Consider the following 16,364-nt stretch of genomic DNA (forward strand, 5'->3'; position numbering starts at 1 on the left):
CCGCCCGTAGGAGCGGCGCAGCCGCCGAACTTGGCGAAACACTCAGCCGGCAGTGGCGGTCAGCACTACCACGGCGATGCGCTCGGCCGTAGCGTAACCTTCCAGTTCCAGGTCTTCGCCAAACACATCCGGGTCGATTTCTTCATAGTGCCACTGGCCATCAAAGCCTTCGAGCACCTGGCGGGCGCCCTCCAGAAACGGGTCCTGGCCCTTTACGATGGCTACACCGGTATACAGCAATACGGTCCCGCCGACGGCCAGGCGCGGCAGGGATTCAGCCAGGATGCGCAGGGACAACGCACTGCCAAGCCCCTCGCCGCCGTCCCGGTAGGCACGGCCTTTCGGGTCTTGCATATAGGGCGGGTTCGCCACGATCAGGTCAAACGTCCCCTCTACCCCGCTGAGCACATCGCCCGGCTGCACCTGCAGGTTATCGGCGCCAGCCAGATGCGCGTTGATCCCTGCCAGGCGCAGGGCGCCCGGGTTGATGTCGGTCCCCCATACCTGGGCGTTCGGGCATGCCTTGGCGATCACCAGCGCCCCCGCACCGCTGCCGGTACCGATGTCTACCGCCCGCTCGGGCGGTGCGCCACGTTGTGCCAGATGCGCCTGGATACTGCGGGCAAAGCGGTAAGTATCTGGCCCGAAGAACACGGCATCGGCAGCGTCTGTCGGGTAGCCCGAGTGCCACAGGCGTTGATCGCCCAAGGTTGAGCATCGCAGCGTGCTGCGCCAGAAGCCGGGGGTATCCGCCACTATCACACCCTCGGCACGCAGAGCTTCCAACAGCCCGGCGGGCAGGAGGCTGGCCGCAAACGGGCGGTTCCAGCCAAACGCATCGCGCAAATCCGAACCCGGGCCGGGATCGCGATTCAGGTTGCGTTGGTGAGTCAAGGGCGTCGGGGTGATGAAGCAGTACCGCTGCTCCGCCAGGTAGCGCCCCAAGGCAAAGATGGCGCCGCCCTCTTCTACCGGTGCCAACCCTTCAAACGCCTGCGCCATGGTCATCGACCTACCCCCGGTTCACCGGCCAGTTCGCGGGCATACAAGCGCGTGGCATAAAGGCCCGCCGGGGTAGCGTGGCATTGGGGCGACAAGAAAGGAATCAGCCGCTCCAGGCGTGGCAATGGCCCGGGCTCAGCCAGGGCTGCCTGCACCTGGGTGCGCTCCTCAACGCTGGGGCCGGCCGCCTGAGCCAACGAGGTGGCCAAGGGGTGCTGCCGAAACTTCAGGCGGAACGGGTTATCGGCCCCGCGGCGCTGGTTGTTTTCAGGCACATACCCATCGGCGATCCAGTCAGCCAGCAATTGCTTTTCGTAGGCGCTGAACACCCCGAACATCGCTGCGCCCGGGCCATCGATCAGCTGCCAGAAGCGGCTTTCGCTTGGGTCGGCCTTGCGCTTGATCCACCCCTTGCGCTCCAGCGCCGCAAGGAACGGGCGAATGCCCCCTGGCTCGGCCAGCCATTGGTTCACCGTTCTGCCTTCAACCTTGCAGTAATCGGAATGCATATGCTGGGCGAACACCTGTTTGCGCTCGAGCATCGCGACCAATTCTTCTTCGAGGTCGAACGCCGCGATGGCCGCGGTGGTACCCGTGCCCAATTCATTGAGCTGATAGCCGGCACGCACGCGCCGGATGAAATCCTCTTGCCCAACCGTGGGCATCAGTTCAACCAGGCTGTGGGCGGCCTTTTGAGCATGCCCGGTACTGGCGTTATCAATGGTGACGTGCAATGTGAAGTAATACGGGTCGATCCCTAGCTCGTTCAGCTCGAAGGAGGTGATCAGCAGGTGCAGCGGCAACTGTTCGTAGCCCAGGTTGAAGCCGATCACTTCGGGCATCAGGTCTTTGCCGAGCGCGCCAAGCGCCAGTTGGATGGCACCCTGCACGTAGCAGTCATCGTCCAGATCGGCGTGCGGCTCGCACTCCAGGTCGGCGATCAGTTTGCGGTACAGCACCACATGGTTCTGAGCAGGCTCGCCGTCGCCCAGCTCTTCGAGGTAGGTACGGATCAGCCCATGGTAGCGGCCGTCAGCCCAGTGGCTGAGCGTGCCGTACAGCCACGCACCGTCCACCAGCTTGGTGGGTGCCACGGCCCGCAGGAAATACAACGCGTGGGCGCGGCAGGTGAAGAACCGTCGCGGCGCGCCCTCGTGGCGTGCCTTGAGGTAACTGGCGTACTGCTCTGCCACACGGGCAGCATTGTCAGCCACCCACTGCTCGAGCGTATCGAAATGCCCGGGCAAGCCGCCCGGCACCTGCGCGGCTTCTTCGAGCCGGTCGCTCAGGTAGGCTCGCGCTGCGTCAAGCGTGTCGCCCTCAGGATGACGCATCAGGGCTTGATAAAGGTCCCTTGCCGGCGTGGTAGCCGGCAAGGCATGGGAGTTCGAGCAGGCAAGGTTTTGCAAGGCAGTCATAGAGCAACTCGAATACGCTTTATAGTGCACGTTCGAGCGCCGCCGCCCTCAGGAATTCCTTGTCCGGCGACGATGGCGGATGAATGGCCGCTTCTCTTTCGTTCCGTGATTACTCGAAAATAGCCACGGCGCGCACGAACCCCGCGCTGGCTTTCTTGATCTTGTAAGGGAAGCAGCTCACGGTAAATCCAAAGGCAGGCAGCGTGTCCAGGTTGGCCAGCTTTTCCATCTGACCGTAGCCGATATCCCGGCCCGCCTTGTGCCCCTCCCAGATGAGCGAAGCGTCGCCGGTGGCGGCAAACCGCTCTCGGGTGTACTTGAACGGGGCGTCCCAGCTCCAGGCATCGGTGCCTACCACGCGCACGCCACGGTCCAGCAGGTAAAGGGTGGCCTCGCGCCCCATGCCTACGCCTGCATCCAGGTAGCCCGGCTGGCCGAACAACGCCCCAGCCCGGGTATTCACCAGCACGATGTCCAACGGTTGTAGCGTATGGCCGATGCGTGCGAGTTCGGCCTCTACTTCGGCGGCCGTGACCACGTGGCCGTCTTCCATGGCACGGAAATCCAGTTTCACCCCCGGCCGCAGGCACCAATCCAAGGGCAGTTCGTCGATGCCCCAGGCGGGCGTGCCTCCATCGGTGGTGGACGCGTAATGCCAGGGCGCGTCCATGTGGGTGCCGCTATGGGTAGTGATCTGCAGACGCTCGGCGGCCCAGCTTTCGGCCCCAGGCATCTGGTCGATGGTGAGGCCGGGGAACATGGCGGCCATTTCCGGCCAGCCTTGCTGGTGGTCCATGTATTCGATGTGCGGCAACAACGGCGGTGGGTCGGTGTAAGGGTTATTTTCAAGGGTGACGGACAAGTCAACAAAGCGACGTTCAGACGTCATGTCACTGAACTCCATGCAAGGCGCGTTTCGACGCCGGGGTAAGGTTAAGGGCATTACGCACCAGCGCGCTGGCGGTGCCATCGTGACGCAGGCCCAAGGCTCTGGCCCGCGGTGCGCGCAGCACGGGGTAGGCGCCAAACAGGCGTTCAAGCTCCGGGTCGGGCTCATAACGCAACCGTGCGCGGCCCGCCTCGCCGTAGCGGTCGGCTAGCGCATCCACTACTTCGGCGATGGACAGCCGCAACACGGGCAACTGCCACACGCGGCCGGCATCGGCTGGCACCCCTGCAACTTCGGCGGCGCGTAGGAGGTTGTCGGCACAACAGTTCACCGACATCCACCAGGCCGTGGCCTGGGGCGATACGGGGCAAGTGTACGGTTGCCCCGCCGCATAGCTGTGCAACAGCTCACTCATGAACGCCGAGCGCAGGCCGTTGGGTGCCGGCGGGCGAGCGACGATGCCGGGCAGGCGCAAGGCGCGGCCATCCACATCACCCCGCCGGGCGAGGTCTTCGATGGCGATCTCGATCATGCGCTTGTGCGCGCCGTAGCTCAGCGCCGGATGGGCCGGGGCCTGTTCGTCCATACGCGCTGGCAGCGCCGCGCCGTATACCGCCACGCTGCTGGCAAATACCAGCACCGGGGCGTTGCTCGCCTGGCGCAATTGCTCGAGCAGTTCCAGGCTGGCGAGCAGGTTCACCTGGTAGCCCAGCGGGTAATCGCGCTCTGCCGTGCCGCCGGCAATGCTCACCAGATGGAACACCACATCGATGCCGTCGGCCAGCACGCGACGCAGCAACGCGGCGTCCGCAACGCTGCCCTCATGCATGCGAACCCGGGGGTCGTCCAGGGCGGTGTCAAACCGGGTATCGAGCAAGCGCAGCAGCGTCAGCCGCTCGCCTCGCACATGCCCCTGGGCGAGCAGGCGGCGGGTCAGCGCCTGGCCCACGAAGCCGTTGGCGCCGGTGATCAATACACGCATGGGTCGCTCCTCAGGCCTGAGCCACCCGTTGCTCGATCGCTCCGAACAGCAGGCTACCGTCGGCGCCAAGCGCTTCCATGCGTACGCGGTCACCGAACCGCATAAAGCTGGTGACAGCCGCGCCGGAGGCAATCATCTCGATGGCGCGGCGCTCGGCGATGCACGCCGAGCCTGCGTCCCGGTTGCGATTGGAGACGGTGCCAGAGCCGATCACTGTGCCGGGGCCAAGGCGGCGGGTGAACGCGGCGTGGGCAATCAACTGATCGAAACCGAAGGTCATCTGGCCGCCGTGGGGGTGGCCGAACCATTGTTCGTTCCACTCCACCCGCAACGGCAAGTGCACCCGGCCGTCGCGCCAGGCATCGCCCAACTCGTCGGGTGTAACGGCCAGCGGCGCGAAGGCCGAGGACGGCTTGGCCTGGAGGAAGCCGAAGCCGGTAGTCATTTCGCGCGGCGCCAAGGCACGCAGGCTCACATCGTTGAGTTGCAGGATCAGCTTCACATGGCTGAGCGCGTTTTCCGCCGGGCAGCCCAGCGGCACCTCGTCCACCAGTACGGCGAACTCACCCTCGAAGTCGATGCCATGGCTTTCGCTGGGCAGCCGAATGTCGTCGTGCGGTCCCTGGAAATCATCGCCCGCACCTTGGTACATCAGGGGAATACGATCGGCGCCCTCGATGGGTGGCAGGTTGAAGGCTTTTTGCATCAGCTCGCCATGGCTCATGAAGGCCGAGCCATCGCACCATTGATAGGCCCGGGGCAAGGGCGCCATGGCCTGCCGCGGCTCGAAAGCGAACGCACCCGGGCAGGCGCCGTGTTCCAGTTGCGCGGCCAGGGCCCGCAAGGCCGGCTCGCATTCATCCCAGCGCTCGATGGCCTGTTGCAAGGTTGCGGCAATGGGGGCTGCATCCACCGCCTTCGCCATGTCACGGCTTACCACTACAAGGCGCCCGTCGGCGCGGCCGTTTTTCAGCGTTGCGAGTTTCATCGGGCAGCCTCCACGTTAACCAGCTCATCGGCATAGCGGCCATCGAGCAGCACGAACAGCATGCGAGCAGGCTGCTCGGTCCGGTTGCTCCAGGCATGGTTGGTGCCGCGCTGCACCACCACATCACCCCGCGTGAGGTGAATTTCTTCGTCGTCCAGCACCAGCCACACCTCCCCCTCCAGCACCACGCCGTAGTCGAGGGTTTCAGTGCGGTGCATCAGCGCGTGGCGAGAGGTTGCATCACCGGTGCCCGCCTGGGCCTGGCCGATCTCGGCAAACGCTGCGGCGGCCGCTTCAGGCGACAGGCCGCTGTGCTGGCTGTCCGGCGGAATGTCCACAACGCGCAACACACTGCCCTGGGGGGCCGGGCCGAGCTTCAGGGGGCGGTCGCAGGGGTCCCCGGCATTGTCGATAGGCACGGGGCTTCCCTGGCTGTTCCACAGTTCATGGAACACAGTGCCGGGGACCGCTTGCAACGGGAATACATGGGGCGTGGGTGCCGCGTCGGTGGTGACAGCGCGGCCCCGGGCATCGTGCCCGGTGATCACACGCTTGAACGTAGGCAAGGCAGGCATGACGTGTCCTTGTTGTTATAAAGAGGTGTGAGTACCGGGTTGAGAGCTTCCCGGGGCGCTGCCGCTACGAACAGCGTGAAAGGTCTGATTATCGGTAGCGGGCACCTGGCTTTCCGGCACCGAATGCAAGCCCTGGCTCAACTTCAAACAGCACAGCCCGATCAGCACCTGCGCCCCGGCGACCACCAGCAAGGCCATGGGCAGGCTGGCGGGCACGCCACCGGTAAGCGCGAGCACGACCAAAGGGCTGGCGAATTCGCCGGCGAAGATGGATGCGGTAAACAGCCCGCTGGCCCTGCCCCGCTGGGCAAAGGGCACCCGGGCCATGATGGCGCCGATCAGGTTGGGCAGCATCATGCCCACCCCTACACCGTTCAGCGTGACCGCCGCAGCCACTTGTCCAGGGCTACCGGCCAGGGCCAGCCAGGCACCACCAGCACCGGCGCATACAAACGCCAGCAACAACGCCCGGCGGGTGTGTTGGCCCAGCCAGCGGTAGCTCAAGGCGCCAACCACCACGCCCAACTGGTTGGCCGCCATGGTGGCGCCGATCTGCGCCGGGTTGTCTACGCCCAGCAATGCCAAGCGAAAGCCGCCCTGGATCGGCACAATGAACAGGCTTACCCCGGCGATCACCGCCAGCAGGTAGAACGCCTGCAAGCCGGACCAGGCGCTGCCGCGCTCCACAGGGTTGCCCGGCTGAATAGCCCCGGCGCGTGGCTCCCACAGCAGGCGCAGCACCAGCGGCAGGAAAATTACCCCGCTGGCATACAGCCAGAACGGCGTGCGCCAGTTCTGCTCACCCAGCGCTCCACCGATGCCCATGAACAGCGCGGCGGACAGCGACGTGGCGACCATCTGCAAGGCGAACAGGCGTTGCCGCCGCGTGCCGCTGTAGTAGTCCCCCATGAGGGCGGTGCAAGCGGTCATGATTGCCGCCTCGGCCAGGCCGATGCCGGCACGGCTGGCCACGATTGCCGGCAGCGATGGCAGCCACAGGGGTAACAACCCGCACAGGCTATAGAGCATCAGCGCCAGGCACAGCAGCGGCTTGCGCCCGAAGCGGTCAGCCATCAGCCCGGCGAACGGCGCGAGCACGGCGACTACCAGCGCAGGCAAGGTCAGGCTGAGCGGCACCAGCACAGCGGCGCCCGGCACGTCGGCGAAGTGGGCCTGCATGCGAGGCAGCACGGGTGCCAGCAGCACCGCGCCCAGCACCGGTAAACAACTACCAAGCAACAACAGGGCTGACTGTGGCCAGCCGGCCACGCGCTCACCGTTCATGGGTGGCCTCCAGGGCTTTGGGTGGAAGGGGCAGACGGCGCTCGGTACGTGGTGCTTCCCGACCGGCCTGTGCCAGCGTCTGAGCCTGGCCTTGGCGGGCCTTTGGCAACAGGAAGCAGGCCAGTGCCGGCAGCAACACCAGTGCGCCCACCATGTTCAGCACGAACATGAAGGCCAGCAGCACGCCCATGTCCGCCTGGAACTTGATCGGCGAGAACATCCAGGTGCCCACTGCCACCGCCAGGGTGATGCCGGTGAGCATCACCACCCGACCGGTGAAGCGCAGGGCCCGCTGATAGGCTTGCGACAGGCTGGCGCCCTGGCGCATTTCAGCCAACACGATGGTCATCACATAGAGGGCGTAGTCCACGCCAATGCCCACGCCCAGGGCGATCACCGGCAAGGTAGCGACCTTGATGCCGATGCCCAGCCACACCATCAGTGCCTCACAGAGGATGGAGGTGAGCGCCAGCGGCAGCACCGCGCACACCACTGCGCGCCACGAACGGAAGGTCACCAGGCACAGCAACACCACCGCGCCATACACCCACCACAGCATTTCCCGGCTAGCCTGGTGCACCACGATGTTGGTGGCCGCCTCGATCCCGGCGTTGCCCGCTGCCAACAGGAACTGCGCGTTCTCGTTGTCGTTGTCGCGGGCGAATTGCTGCACGCTGTCCACTACCCGGGCGAGCGTGTCGGCCTTGTGGTCGGTAAGGTAGGCATACAGGGTGAGCAGGCTGCAGTCTTCGTTGTACAGCCCGCGCGGCGCGCCGGCGGTGACCATGTTCAGGGTGGCCTGGTTGTTCACCAGTTCGTACCACTTCGGGCTACCTTCGGACAGGCCTACCAGCACACGGCGGTTGAGCAGCGCCAGCGAGTTGGTGGAATCCACCCCTTCCAGCCCGCGCAGGCGCCAGTCGAGCTGGTCGACCCGGCGCAGGGTGTCGTAGCTAGAGCAACCACCTGGCGGGGTTTTGACCATTACCGCGAACACGTCGCTGCTGGCGCCGTAGTGGTCGGTCATGTAGGCGCTGTCGCGGTTGTAGCGTGAGTCGGCGCGCAGTTCGGGCGCGCCGGCATCCAGGTCACCGACTTTGAGGTGCAAGCTGGTGAGGTAGCCGCCGATGGCCATCACTGCCGCCACCGCGACCGCCGCCATTGCCCAGCGCGGGTGGGTGAAACGGTCCAGGACTGCCCACAGCCCTTTTATCTCCCCGTCCTCGGCCGCGCTTTCGCCGCGCAGGCTGCGTTGCGCCGCATGAGCGCTCACGCCCAGGTACGACAGCAGCACCGGCAGCAGAATCAGGTTGGTGAAGATCAGCACCGCCACGCCCAGGCTGGCGATCAGCGCCAGGTCCTGAATCACCTGAATCTTGATCACCATCAGCACGGCAAAGCCCACTGCGTCACACAGCAGCGCAGTAAGCCCTGCAAGGAACAGGCGGCGGAAGGTGTAGCGGGCCGCGACCAAACGGTGCATGCCCCGGCCCACGTCCTGCATGATGCCGTTCATTTTCTGCGCGCCGTGGCTGATGCCGATCGCGAACACAAGGAACGGCACCAGCACCGAGTACGGGTCCAGCGCATAGCCAAGCATCGGCAACAAGCCCAACTGCCAGATCACCGCTACCAACGAGCAGCACAACACCAGCAAGGTGCTGCGCAGGCAGCGGGTATAGGCGAACAGCACCACGGCCGTGATCACGATGGCGGCGGCAAAGAAGGCAAGGATCTGCACCAGCCCGTCAATGAGGTCGCCCACCACCTTGGCAAAGCCGGTGATGCGCACCTCGGTATGGGCGTCCTGATACATCGCCCGCAGCGCTTCCAGTTGGCTGGCAAACGCGTGGTAGTCCAGCGGCTTGCCGTCAGCGGTGGTGGTCAGCAGCGGTACATACACAATGCTCGAGCGCTGGTCGAACGCCACCAGCTGGCCGATCTCGTTGGAGCGCTGCACGTTTTGCCGCAGCGCCGCCAGGCTGGCCGCCGCGCCGTCGTAGCCGTCAGGGATCACCGGGCCGCCTTCCAGGCCCTCTTCGGTCACGCCCACCCAACGTACCGACGGCGTCCAGAGGGAACGCATGTACGCGCGGTCCACGCCGGGAAGCAGGTACACCTCGTCGTTGAGCTTTTGCAGGGTGGCCAGGTAGCCGGGGCTGTAGATATCGCCGTCGCGGTTGGCCACGCTGATACGTACCGCGTTGCCCAGGCCCGACAGCTCCTGGCGGTGCTCCAGATAGTTGGCAATGAACGGATGGCCAGACGGGATCATCTTCTCGAAACTGGCATTGAGCGTAAGTCGTGTGGCCTGCCAGCCCAGCAATGCCGTGACCAGCAGGCACAGCACCAACACCAGCCGCCGGTGGTTGAACAATGCGCGCTCCAGCCAGGAACCGGACGCTGCGTCGAAGTCTTCCAAGCGCCCGCTTTCAGGGCTGGCGCCGGTGGGGGAATGGCTCAGCATCGGTTACTCCGTAGAAGGCTGGGTGGCTGAAGGCAAAGCAATGCGGGCCGGGCCGCCAAAACCCACGGCTACCAGGTTGCCGTCACGGGCCTCGATGGCCGCGGTCAAGGGTGGCCCGGGCTGGCTACCCAACAGCCGCGCTACGCCTTCTGCATTGACCTGAAGCAGCCCGCCGGCCTGGTTGATCACCAGCGTGCCCGCCGGCCGGGACACCAAGGCGTTTACCGAGACGGGTACAGGGTTGTTCAGGGTGTCGATTTGCTCGGTGCGGGGGTCGAACGCCAGCAGGCTGCCACGTAAACCGCCCAGCAAAATGCGCTGGTCCGACAACACGCTCAAGGCAAAGAAACTGCCTTCGTACGGCGTGGGTACCGCGTCGAAGTGCGCGCCGTCGTCTTCCGAACGGAGGAACAAGCCTTGCTCGCCGACCACGTACAGCGCCGCGCCTTGCCGTTGAATGGCGTACAGGTGCAGCCCTTGCGGGTTAGGCAAGCGGCCCATCCAGGACTGCCAGGTCGCACCGCCATCTTCGGTCGCCATGGCCAGGCCATAGGCGCCCACTACCACACCATGGCGGGCGTCGCTGAAGTTCAGCGCCAGCCACGGCTTGTCGGCACCGTCTGCCACCAGCCGTTTTGCAGCGCCCAGCCGGGCTTCGTCGCCGCTGGCCTGAGCGGCGTTCAGTTCCAGCCGCGCCGCCTCGGTGCCGTCCAGCTGCAGGGCCCAATGCTCCCCACCGTCGTCGCTGTGCAACACCACACCCGCATGGCCGATGGCCCAGCCCTGGCGGTTGTCGACAAAGCGAACGGCGGTCAAGGTATTGGTCACTGGCACCGTGGCCGGGCGCCAGCCATTACCGTTGTCGTCGGACAGCAGCACGGTGCCCCGCTCGCCCACAGCCACCAGGCGGTCACCGGCGCGGGCGATGTCCAGCAACACGGCATGCAAGCCCTGTGCGGCGGCGGGTGCAGGCTCGGCCGCGGTGCTGGCAGCCTGTACGGGGCTTGTGACCAGTGCGCCCGCGAGCACGGCAAGGGCGATCAGCCTGTTGGCGTTCATCTCAGCGCACGCCTTCGCCGGCGAGGGCATCAGGAGTGAACACGCTGTCCTTGTAGGCATTCACTACTCGGTACTGCTCACTCTTGCCGGCAAAAATGTCACCGGTAAACCAGGCGCCCGATAGCAGGTCGTAGAAGCCGTTGGTGAGGGTGACCACGCCTGGCAAGTCCGGCAGCACTACCGGGGTGGTCCACAGCGCCTTGGCCAGCTGGTTCTGTGCGTCGTAGCGCTCGCCCAGCACCGCAGCCCAGGTGTCTTCGTCCAGGTAGTAGGTGCTGCGCGGCATCACATGGCGCTTACCCGCCTTGAGGGTGGCTTCCACTACCCACACGCGGTGCAATTCCCAGCGCAGCGCGGAGGGGTTCAAATGGTGCTCGCCCAGCAGGTCGGTGGGGTTGGCGGCCGTGAACACCTTGTTCGCGTTGTAAGGGATGTAGAGCTCCTTCTTGCCTACCAGCTTCCAGTCGAAGCGGTCCAACCGGCCATTGAACACATACAGCTCGTCGAAGCTCATCACACCCGCCGTAGCCGGAGTGGGCGTGTCGCAGCAGGCGTTGGGCAGGCGGCGCACCCGGCGCTGGCCTGGCAGGTAGGTCCATACACCGGCATTGTCGGCGTTGATGTTTTCCCGCCCGGTGATGGCTTCGCCGGCACGCAGGGGTGGGCCATCGTTCACCATGCGAATCGACCAGAAGGTGCCGTCCTTCTTGCCGCCATCGGGTAGGTACCACGGCATCTGCATGTCGGCGCGAGAATCGTTGGTAAGCACGTGCTTGCCGTCGGCGGTGGTCAGGTACTGGGTGAAGTTGGCGTGCCAAGACGCCCCGCGCCAGCGCACCAGGTGGTTCCACATCACTTCCACCCCCGCTTTCGGAATCGGGAACGGAATACCGCCCTGGGCGTTTTCGGGCATGGCACCCGCCGAGCCCTCGGTCAGCTTCGCGCCTGTGGCGTTGGCATAGGTAGCGTCATACACCGCCTGGGGGGCGGCGGCAGTGCGGTGAGTGGCATACACGTCAAGCTTGTAGCTGTCCGGGTATTTCTTGAGCATGGCCTTGGTGCCTTCGGACAGTTTGTCCGCGTACTGGGCCATGTTCTGGGCAGTGATGGTGAACAGTGGTTTTTCGCTGGCGAAGGGGTCGCTGCGCTTGCCGTCGCCGCCACCGGCCTGCACCAGCCCGCCGGTCCAGGCCGGGATGCTGCCGTCGGCGTTGCCGGCGCGCTCGGCGCCCAGGGGCGTGAGGGTAGTTTTCAAGGTGTCGGCTTCGGCGGCGCTGACGGCTGCCTGTACCGGATTGGCCAGGCAGGCGGCAGCCAGTAAAGCGACCGACAAGGCACTCAGGCGGTGGCGAAGGTTCATGGACAATCCCCTTTATTGTTAGAAAGTACGGCTGACGCTGAAGGCCAGGAAGTCACGGTCAATCAGGCTTTGTTCGAAGGTGTAATTGCTGCTGGCATCCAGGAAGGTGTCGCTGCGGCCGTAGTAGTGCGTGTAGGTCAGGCCCACGTTCCAGGTATTGAGGTAGTTGCCCTTGATACCAATGTTCAGGTCGCCGCCACGGTTGGCGCCAAAGCCGGTGCCCAGCGCCATCGAGGCACCGTGGGTGTAGCTGGCACCAACCGGCACACTCACGTCCCAACCTGGGAAGGCCTGGCGGTACATGGGCTCGTACACGGTGCGCAGGCTCCAGGCGTCGCGGTCGGCGTTGGGGTCCACGGCGTCGGCATTTCGGGTTACGCTCAGCACGCGGTTCCAGGCGATTTCGCCCACGAAACTGGCTTCCTGGGACACGAACGACGGGCCCAGGCTCGCTAACCATGAGAGGTTGGCGTGCAGCGTATGGCCGGTGGCATACACCGCGTCGTCGGCGTCGTTGGATACGCCCTCGCCCGCTATCAGGCTGTGCTGGAGCGTGGAGGCCAACGGCTGGTGCCAGCGGGTGGACAGCTCGCCCGCGATGTTGAATTCCTCCAAGGTGGTGGAGAAACTCGCGCCCACCGACTCGATCCCTTCCGGGTAGGCCCAGTAGTAATTGCCGGCGTAGCCGCTCACCGGGTTGAGGTTGGCGAAGTCGGGCCGCACGATCAGCTGCGGGCTTTTGTCGTGGAAGCGAATGGCATAAAAGCCGAAGTCGTAGTTGTCGGTGCGCCAGCGCAGTTGCACCCCGCCCTGCCCCCCGTCCTTGGCCTGTTTGGTACTCCCACGGTAGAACGCCAGCGGCGCGGCCCCGGGGAACAACGGTGCGCCCACGAACAAGCGTTCGTTGCCGTCAGCGAAGAAGTCGTCGGTAGAGAAGTAGCTTCCCGAAGCCGGCAGACGGTTGGCTTCCCACTCGAACTGGTAATAGGCGCCGATGCTTACGTCGGGCGTGAGCTGCAGCTGGCCGGACATTTGCTTGACCGGACGGATCAGTTCCTTGAACTGGGTATTGGGCACCGACAACCCCTTCACCACGTCGATCGGGGCCATGCCGCCGGCAATGCCGTTCATGCCGTAGAACAGGCTTTCACCCCACTGCATGGCGTACTGGCCCAGGCGCGCTGAGGCCGGCATTTCGCCCAGGTCACCTTTGGCGAAAACGAAAGCGTCAAGCAGCTCGGCCTTGCGCCCGTGGAGGGTGCGGGTGGCGTCAGGGAAGTCATCACCGTCGAAGCTGTTGATGCGATCGGCGGCGTTGTTGTCGGTGTTGCGGTTATAGGCATCGTCGTACCAGGCCGCGCCGCTTATCCGGGCGCCGACGTTCTGGTAGGTGATGTCCATTTCCGACAGCACGTCCACACGGCTGGAGATCAGCCCCTTGTCGAAATTGCGGTCGCCGTCATCCAGGTTAAGCGAGGTGTTGCCTTCGGTCAGCCGGTCAGACTGCCCCTCGGTACGCCAGGCGGCACTGTACTTGAGGGTGTTGTCCCAGCGAATGCGCAGGTCCGGGTTGCCCGTGTCGAACTCGAAAGCCTGGCTGTGCCCGGACGTGCCTAACAGGGCGACCGCCACCAGCGCGGCGGCCGGGGTAAGCGCGCAGCCAGCCCCTGCCCCGCGCAGCCCAAGCCGCGCGGCGGATATACGAAGTACCATGGTGATTCCCTCGTTTTTATTGTTGTAAGGGTCGGCTCAGACAGGCTGCGCGGTGAGCTCCAGCATCCGCTTCACCAGCCCTATCCGGTCGAACGCCCGGTCCTGTTGCATTTCCTTGTCGCCGGCCAGCACCGATTGCTCGCTGATGAACTTGCAGCGTTCGAAGCGCCGCGCCATGAAGCGCTGGAGTTGCTCTTCCAGGGTGCCGTCGGCGGTGAGCTCCTCGCCCAATACCACAGCGTCTTCGATGGCCATGCCAGCGCCCTGCCCCAGGTGGGGTGTGGTGGCGTGGGCGGCGTCGCCGATCAGCAGCACGCGGCCGCTGTACCAGGGCTCGTCCACGAACACCACTTCCATGGGCTTGTAAACCACTTGGCTGCTGTCCACGATCTGCTCGCGCAGCTCGCCGATGATCCCGCCAAAGCCGGCCAGCCGGGCACGCATCTGCTCGGCCAGGGTGCTGGCGTCCATCCAAGGGTTTTCGGGTTCATGGGAGGTCAGGAACAGGTACATCAGGTCGCCGGCCAGTGGCACCAGCCCGGCGTTGCCGGCAGCGCTCTGGAAGTTGGCCAGGTGGTCGATGTGCGGCGCCCGGGGGAAATTGTGGCGCCATACAGCTTGCCCGGTGAAACGCGGCGTGTAGCGGTCGCCGAACAGCAGGCTGCGGATCTGCGAGTACAGCCCGTCGGCGCCGACCACCAGGTCGTAGCGGCCGCTGCTGCCATCAGTGAACAGCACATCAACGCCGTCCGCGTCCTGGTTCAGGGTTTCCACGGCCAGGCCCAGGCGGATGTTCGCGCCCAGGTTGGCGGCGGTGTCGCTGAGCACGTGGTGCAGTGCCAGGCGCGAGATACCCACATTCGCCGGGTACTGTGGGCCGGCCAGGCGCTGGCCGGGAATGCGCGCCAGGGTTTGCCCTTCAGGGCCGTAAATGGCGACGTCCTCGAAGGGATAGGCCGCGCCCAGATAGGCATCGAGCACGCCCAGCCGGGACATTTCCCGCACTACGTTGCTCTGCTGGATGATGCCTACACCGTACACGGTCCACTCGGGTTTGAGCTCGATCAGGTCGACCTTCAACCCCTGCCGGCGGAGCGAAATGGCCGTGCACAGGCCACCGATCCCACCGCCCACGACCAGAACATTGTTCACTGAACTCATGGCATGACTCGCTTGTTTTTATTGTGGGTCGTTGATGCCAGCCTTGGCACCGCGCCGTTTGATCGGCATTACGGCGTATCTGGCACCGATTTGACTAATCGCATGTTCGGATGGGATGTATCGCCGTTCGCGATACCTCTGCCGTTCCGTTTATTCAGGTTTCCAGCCACACGTCATCACCCTCGATGCGGTGGCGTAGCGCCGTCAGGTGCTCATCCAGGCACGGCCCGTACACACAGCGGCCATCGACCGGATCGAAGCGCGCGCCGTGGGCGTAGCAGATGATCCAGGCGCCGTCGGCCGAGAGGTAACGGTCCTTGCGGTATTCCAGGGGTACATCCAGGTGCGGGCAGCTATTGCGATATACCCGCACCTGGCCTTGATGCAGCAATGCGAACACCTGGTCGTGGCCGGCGCCCCAAGGGTCGAAACCCCGGGACTGGCCTTCGCTCAACTGCGCCAGTGCACACAAACGCGTTGCCACTGCCATGGCGCCTAGCCTTGCTTGGGTGGCGGGCCGCTCGGCGCCCACTTCTCACGGCTGGAGAACAGGAACAGTTGGGAGTTATCGGCGGACATCGGCGCAAACCGCGCGGCCCACGCATCGTCGTGCTTGTCCATGTCGGCGTCGTACTCGATGTGGCAGCCCAGCGGGCTGTTGAAGTACCAGAACCAGTTGGAGCCGAACAGGTGACGCCCCGGGCCCCAGAAGCTGGTCCAGCCCTTGGCCGCGAAGCGTTGGCCAGCAAGCAGAACCTCGGTGCCGCTGCCCATATGGAAGGTGAAATGCTCGCAGCCCTTCATGTGGGGCGGGGTTTGAATCATGAACAGGCAATGGTGATCGTCCGAGCCTGCCGGGCGCATGAACGGCCCTACGCCCTCGAAGGTGTCGGTGATGCGGAAGCCCAGGCGGTCGGCATAGAACGCGCCGGCCTTGGTGGAATCGGGCACGAAGTACACCACATGGGACAGCGTGCGCGGCTTGGCTTCCATGTCCGGGGAAATACCTACCTGGTTCAGCGGCCGCTGGGGCTCGCTGCCAGGGGCGTTGGTGAGGTCTGCCGGGGCGCTGAAAGGCCGCCGCTGCGCTACCTGGAAGGCGATATGGAAGCCCATGTCGTCCACGCTGTGCAGGCTGCCGTCGGCATCGCGGCGTACTTCGCGGTCACGGGCCAGTTCGTCCTCGATGGCCGCCAGGTCCTCTGCGGTGGCCACTGCATAAATGGTTTCACGCAGCGACGGCGCCGGGCCGATGGCTGGCGGCAGGCTCGCATCATCGGCCCGGCGAATGATAATGGCGGTACCGTCCAGCGCTTCGAATCGCCCGCCGTTGCCGTCCAGCCCTACGGGGTCCAGCCCGTAGTCACGCAGGCAATCGGTACAGGCCTGGATGTCGTCGACACCGAAGACCAGTGCGTCTAGGCCGATGATATTCATGCGAACCACTCCGTTCTTGTAATTGGAAT

Annotated in this window: 14 protein-coding genes; all 14 read right to left on the bottom strand. The window is 65.0% G+C overall.

The genetic code is table 11. The features are described from left to right. Positions 1–42: 42 nt before the first annotated feature. The gene (locus tag LG385_RS10665) at positions 43–1,002 is read right to left on the bottom strand and encodes a methyltransferase (protein WP_413247373.1); all 960 of its coding nucleotides are present in this window, start codon (positions 1,000–1,002) and stop codon (positions 43–45) included. Positions 1,003–1,004: 2 nt separating this feature from the next. Beyond that, positions 1,005–2,420 carry an iron-containing redox enzyme family protein gene (locus LG385_RS10670; RefSeq protein WP_225774258.1) on the bottom strand — a complete coding sequence of 472 codons (1,416 nt, stop codon included), beginning with the start codon at positions 2,418–2,420 and terminating at the stop codon, positions 1,005–1,007. Positions 2,421–2,529: 109 nt separating this feature from the next. After that, the gene (locus LG385_RS10675) at positions 2,530–3,309 is read right to left on the bottom strand and encodes a cyclase family protein (protein WP_181121144.1); all 780 of its coding nucleotides are present in this window, start codon (positions 3,307–3,309) and stop codon (positions 2,530–2,532) included. A 1-nt stretch (position 3,310) separates the two neighbouring features. Further along, on the bottom strand, positions 3,311–4,291 hold the full coding sequence (locus LG385_RS10680; protein ID WP_225774259.1) for an NAD-dependent epimerase/dehydratase family protein: 981 nt from the start codon (positions 4,289–4,291) through the stop codon (positions 3,311–3,313). 10 nt (positions 4,292–4,301) lie between these two features. After that, positions 4,302–5,279 (bottom strand): fumarylacetoacetate hydrolase family protein, encoded by a 978-nt coding sequence (locus tag LG385_RS10685; RefSeq protein ID WP_225774260.1) that lies wholly within the window; start codon positions 5,277–5,279, stop codon positions 4,302–4,304. Continuing rightward, positions 5,276–5,854 (bottom strand): cupin domain-containing protein, encoded by a 579-nt coding sequence (locus LG385_RS10690; RefSeq protein WP_225774261.1) that lies wholly within the window; start codon positions 5,852–5,854, stop codon positions 5,276–5,278. Before LG385_RS10690 ends, LG385_RS10685 begins: the two co-directional genes overlap by 4 nt. Before the next feature lie 15 nt (positions 5,855–5,869). Then, the gene (locus tag LG385_RS10695; RefSeq protein ID WP_225774262.1) at positions 5,870–7,138 is read right to left on the bottom strand and encodes an MFS transporter; all 1,269 of its coding nucleotides are present in this window, start codon (positions 7,136–7,138) and stop codon (positions 5,870–5,872) included. Then, positions 7,128–9,605, bottom strand: a complete 2,478-nt coding sequence (locus LG385_RS10700) for an efflux RND transporter permease subunit (RefSeq protein WP_225774263.1) — start codon at positions 9,603–9,605, stop codon at positions 7,128–7,130. Before LG385_RS10700 ends, LG385_RS10695 begins: the two co-directional genes overlap by 11 nt. A 3-nt stretch (positions 9,606–9,608) precedes the next feature. After that, complete coding sequence (locus LG385_RS10705) at positions 9,609–10,664, bottom strand: YCF48-related protein (RefSeq protein ID WP_225774264.1); 1,056 nt, start codon at positions 10,662–10,664, stop codon at positions 9,609–9,611. Between the two features lies 1 nt (position 10,665). Then, positions 10,666–12,024 (bottom strand): DUF1329 domain-containing protein, encoded by a 1,359-nt coding sequence (locus LG385_RS10710; protein ID WP_225774265.1) that lies wholly within the window; start codon positions 12,022–12,024, stop codon positions 10,666–10,668. 18 nt (positions 12,025–12,042) lie between these two features. Beyond that, the gene (locus LG385_RS10715) at positions 12,043–13,737 is read right to left on the bottom strand and encodes a DUF1302 domain-containing protein (RefSeq protein WP_225774266.1); all 1,695 of its coding nucleotides are present in this window, start codon (positions 13,735–13,737) and stop codon (positions 12,043–12,045) included. Between the two features lie 36 nt (positions 13,738–13,773). Next, the gene (locus LG385_RS10720; RefSeq protein ID WP_225774267.1) at positions 13,774–14,898 is read right to left on the bottom strand and encodes an FAD-dependent oxidoreductase; all 1,125 of its coding nucleotides are present in this window, start codon (positions 14,896–14,898) and stop codon (positions 13,774–13,776) included. Positions 14,899–15,052: 154 nt separating this feature from the next. Further along, on the bottom strand, positions 15,053–15,388 hold the full coding sequence (locus LG385_RS10725; protein WP_181117643.1) for a Rieske (2Fe-2S) protein: 336 nt from the start codon (positions 15,386–15,388) through the stop codon (positions 15,053–15,055). Positions 15,389–15,393: 5 nt separating this feature from the next. Then, a complete protein-coding gene (locus tag LG385_RS10730) occupies positions 15,394–16,335 on the bottom strand; it encodes a VOC family protein (RefSeq protein ID WP_225774268.1) in 942 nt (313 codons plus the stop codon). Between the last annotated feature and the right edge of the window lie 29 nt (positions 16,336–16,364).

It is taken from the genome of Pseudomonas sp. Marseille-Q5115 (genome assembly GCF_916618905.1).
GTDB lineage: Bacteria > Pseudomonadota > Gammaproteobacteria > Pseudomonadales > Pseudomonadaceae > Aquipseudomonas > Aquipseudomonas japonica_A.

What these genes read in the sequence shown, in the direction of transcription:
- LG385_RS10665 (WP_413247373.1), bottom strand. Translation starts at nt 1,002, where the DNA reads ATGGCGCAGGCGTTTGAAGGGTTGGCACCGGTAGAAGAGGGCGGCGCC.
- LG385_RS10670 (WP_225774258.1), bottom strand. Translation starts at nt 2,420, where the DNA reads ATGACTGCCTTGCAAAACCTTGCCTGCTCGAACTCCCATGCCTTGCCG.
- LG385_RS10675 (WP_181121144.1), bottom strand. Translation starts at nt 3,309, where the DNA reads ATGACGTCTGAACGTCGCTTTGTTGACTTGTCCGTCACCCTTGAAAAT.
- LG385_RS10680 (WP_225774259.1), bottom strand. Translation starts at nt 4,291, where the DNA reads ATGCGTGTATTGATCACCGGCGCCAACGGCTTCGTGGGCCAGGCGCTG.
- LG385_RS10685 (WP_225774260.1), bottom strand. Translation starts at nt 5,279, where the DNA reads ATGAAACTCGCAACGCTGAAAAACGGCCGCGCCGACGGGCGCCTTGTA.
- LG385_RS10690 (WP_225774261.1), bottom strand. Translation starts at nt 5,854, where the DNA reads ATGCCTGCCTTGCCTACGTTCAAGCGTGTGATCACCGGGCACGATGCC.
- LG385_RS10695 (WP_225774262.1), bottom strand. Translation starts at nt 7,138, where the DNA reads ATGAACGGTGAGCGCGTGGCCGGCTGGCCACAGTCAGCCCTGTTGTTG.
- LG385_RS10700 (WP_225774263.1), bottom strand. Translation starts at nt 9,605, where the DNA reads ATGCTGAGCCATTCCCCCACCGGCGCCAGCCCTGAAAGCGGGCGCTTG.
- LG385_RS10705 (WP_225774264.1), bottom strand. Translation starts at nt 10,664, where the DNA reads ATGAACGCCAACAGGCTGATCGCCCTTGCCGTGCTCGCGGGCGCACTG.
- LG385_RS10710 (WP_225774265.1), bottom strand. Translation starts at nt 12,024, where the DNA reads ATGAACCTTCGCCACCGCCTGAGTGCCTTGTCGGTCGCTTTACTGGCT.
- LG385_RS10715 (WP_225774266.1), bottom strand. Translation starts at nt 13,737, where the DNA reads ATGGTACTTCGTATATCCGCCGCGCGGCTTGGGCTGCGCGGGGCAGGG.
- LG385_RS10720 (WP_225774267.1), bottom strand. Translation starts at nt 14,898, where the DNA reads ATGAGTTCAGTGAACAATGTTCTGGTCGTGGGCGGTGGGATCGGTGGC.
- LG385_RS10725 (WP_181117643.1), bottom strand. Translation starts at nt 15,388, where the DNA reads ATGGCAGTGGCAACGCGTTTGTGTGCACTGGCGCAGTTGAGCGAAGGC.
- LG385_RS10730 (WP_225774268.1), bottom strand. Translation starts at nt 16,335, where the DNA reads ATGAATATCATCGGCCTAGACGCACTGGTCTTCGGTGTCGACGACATC.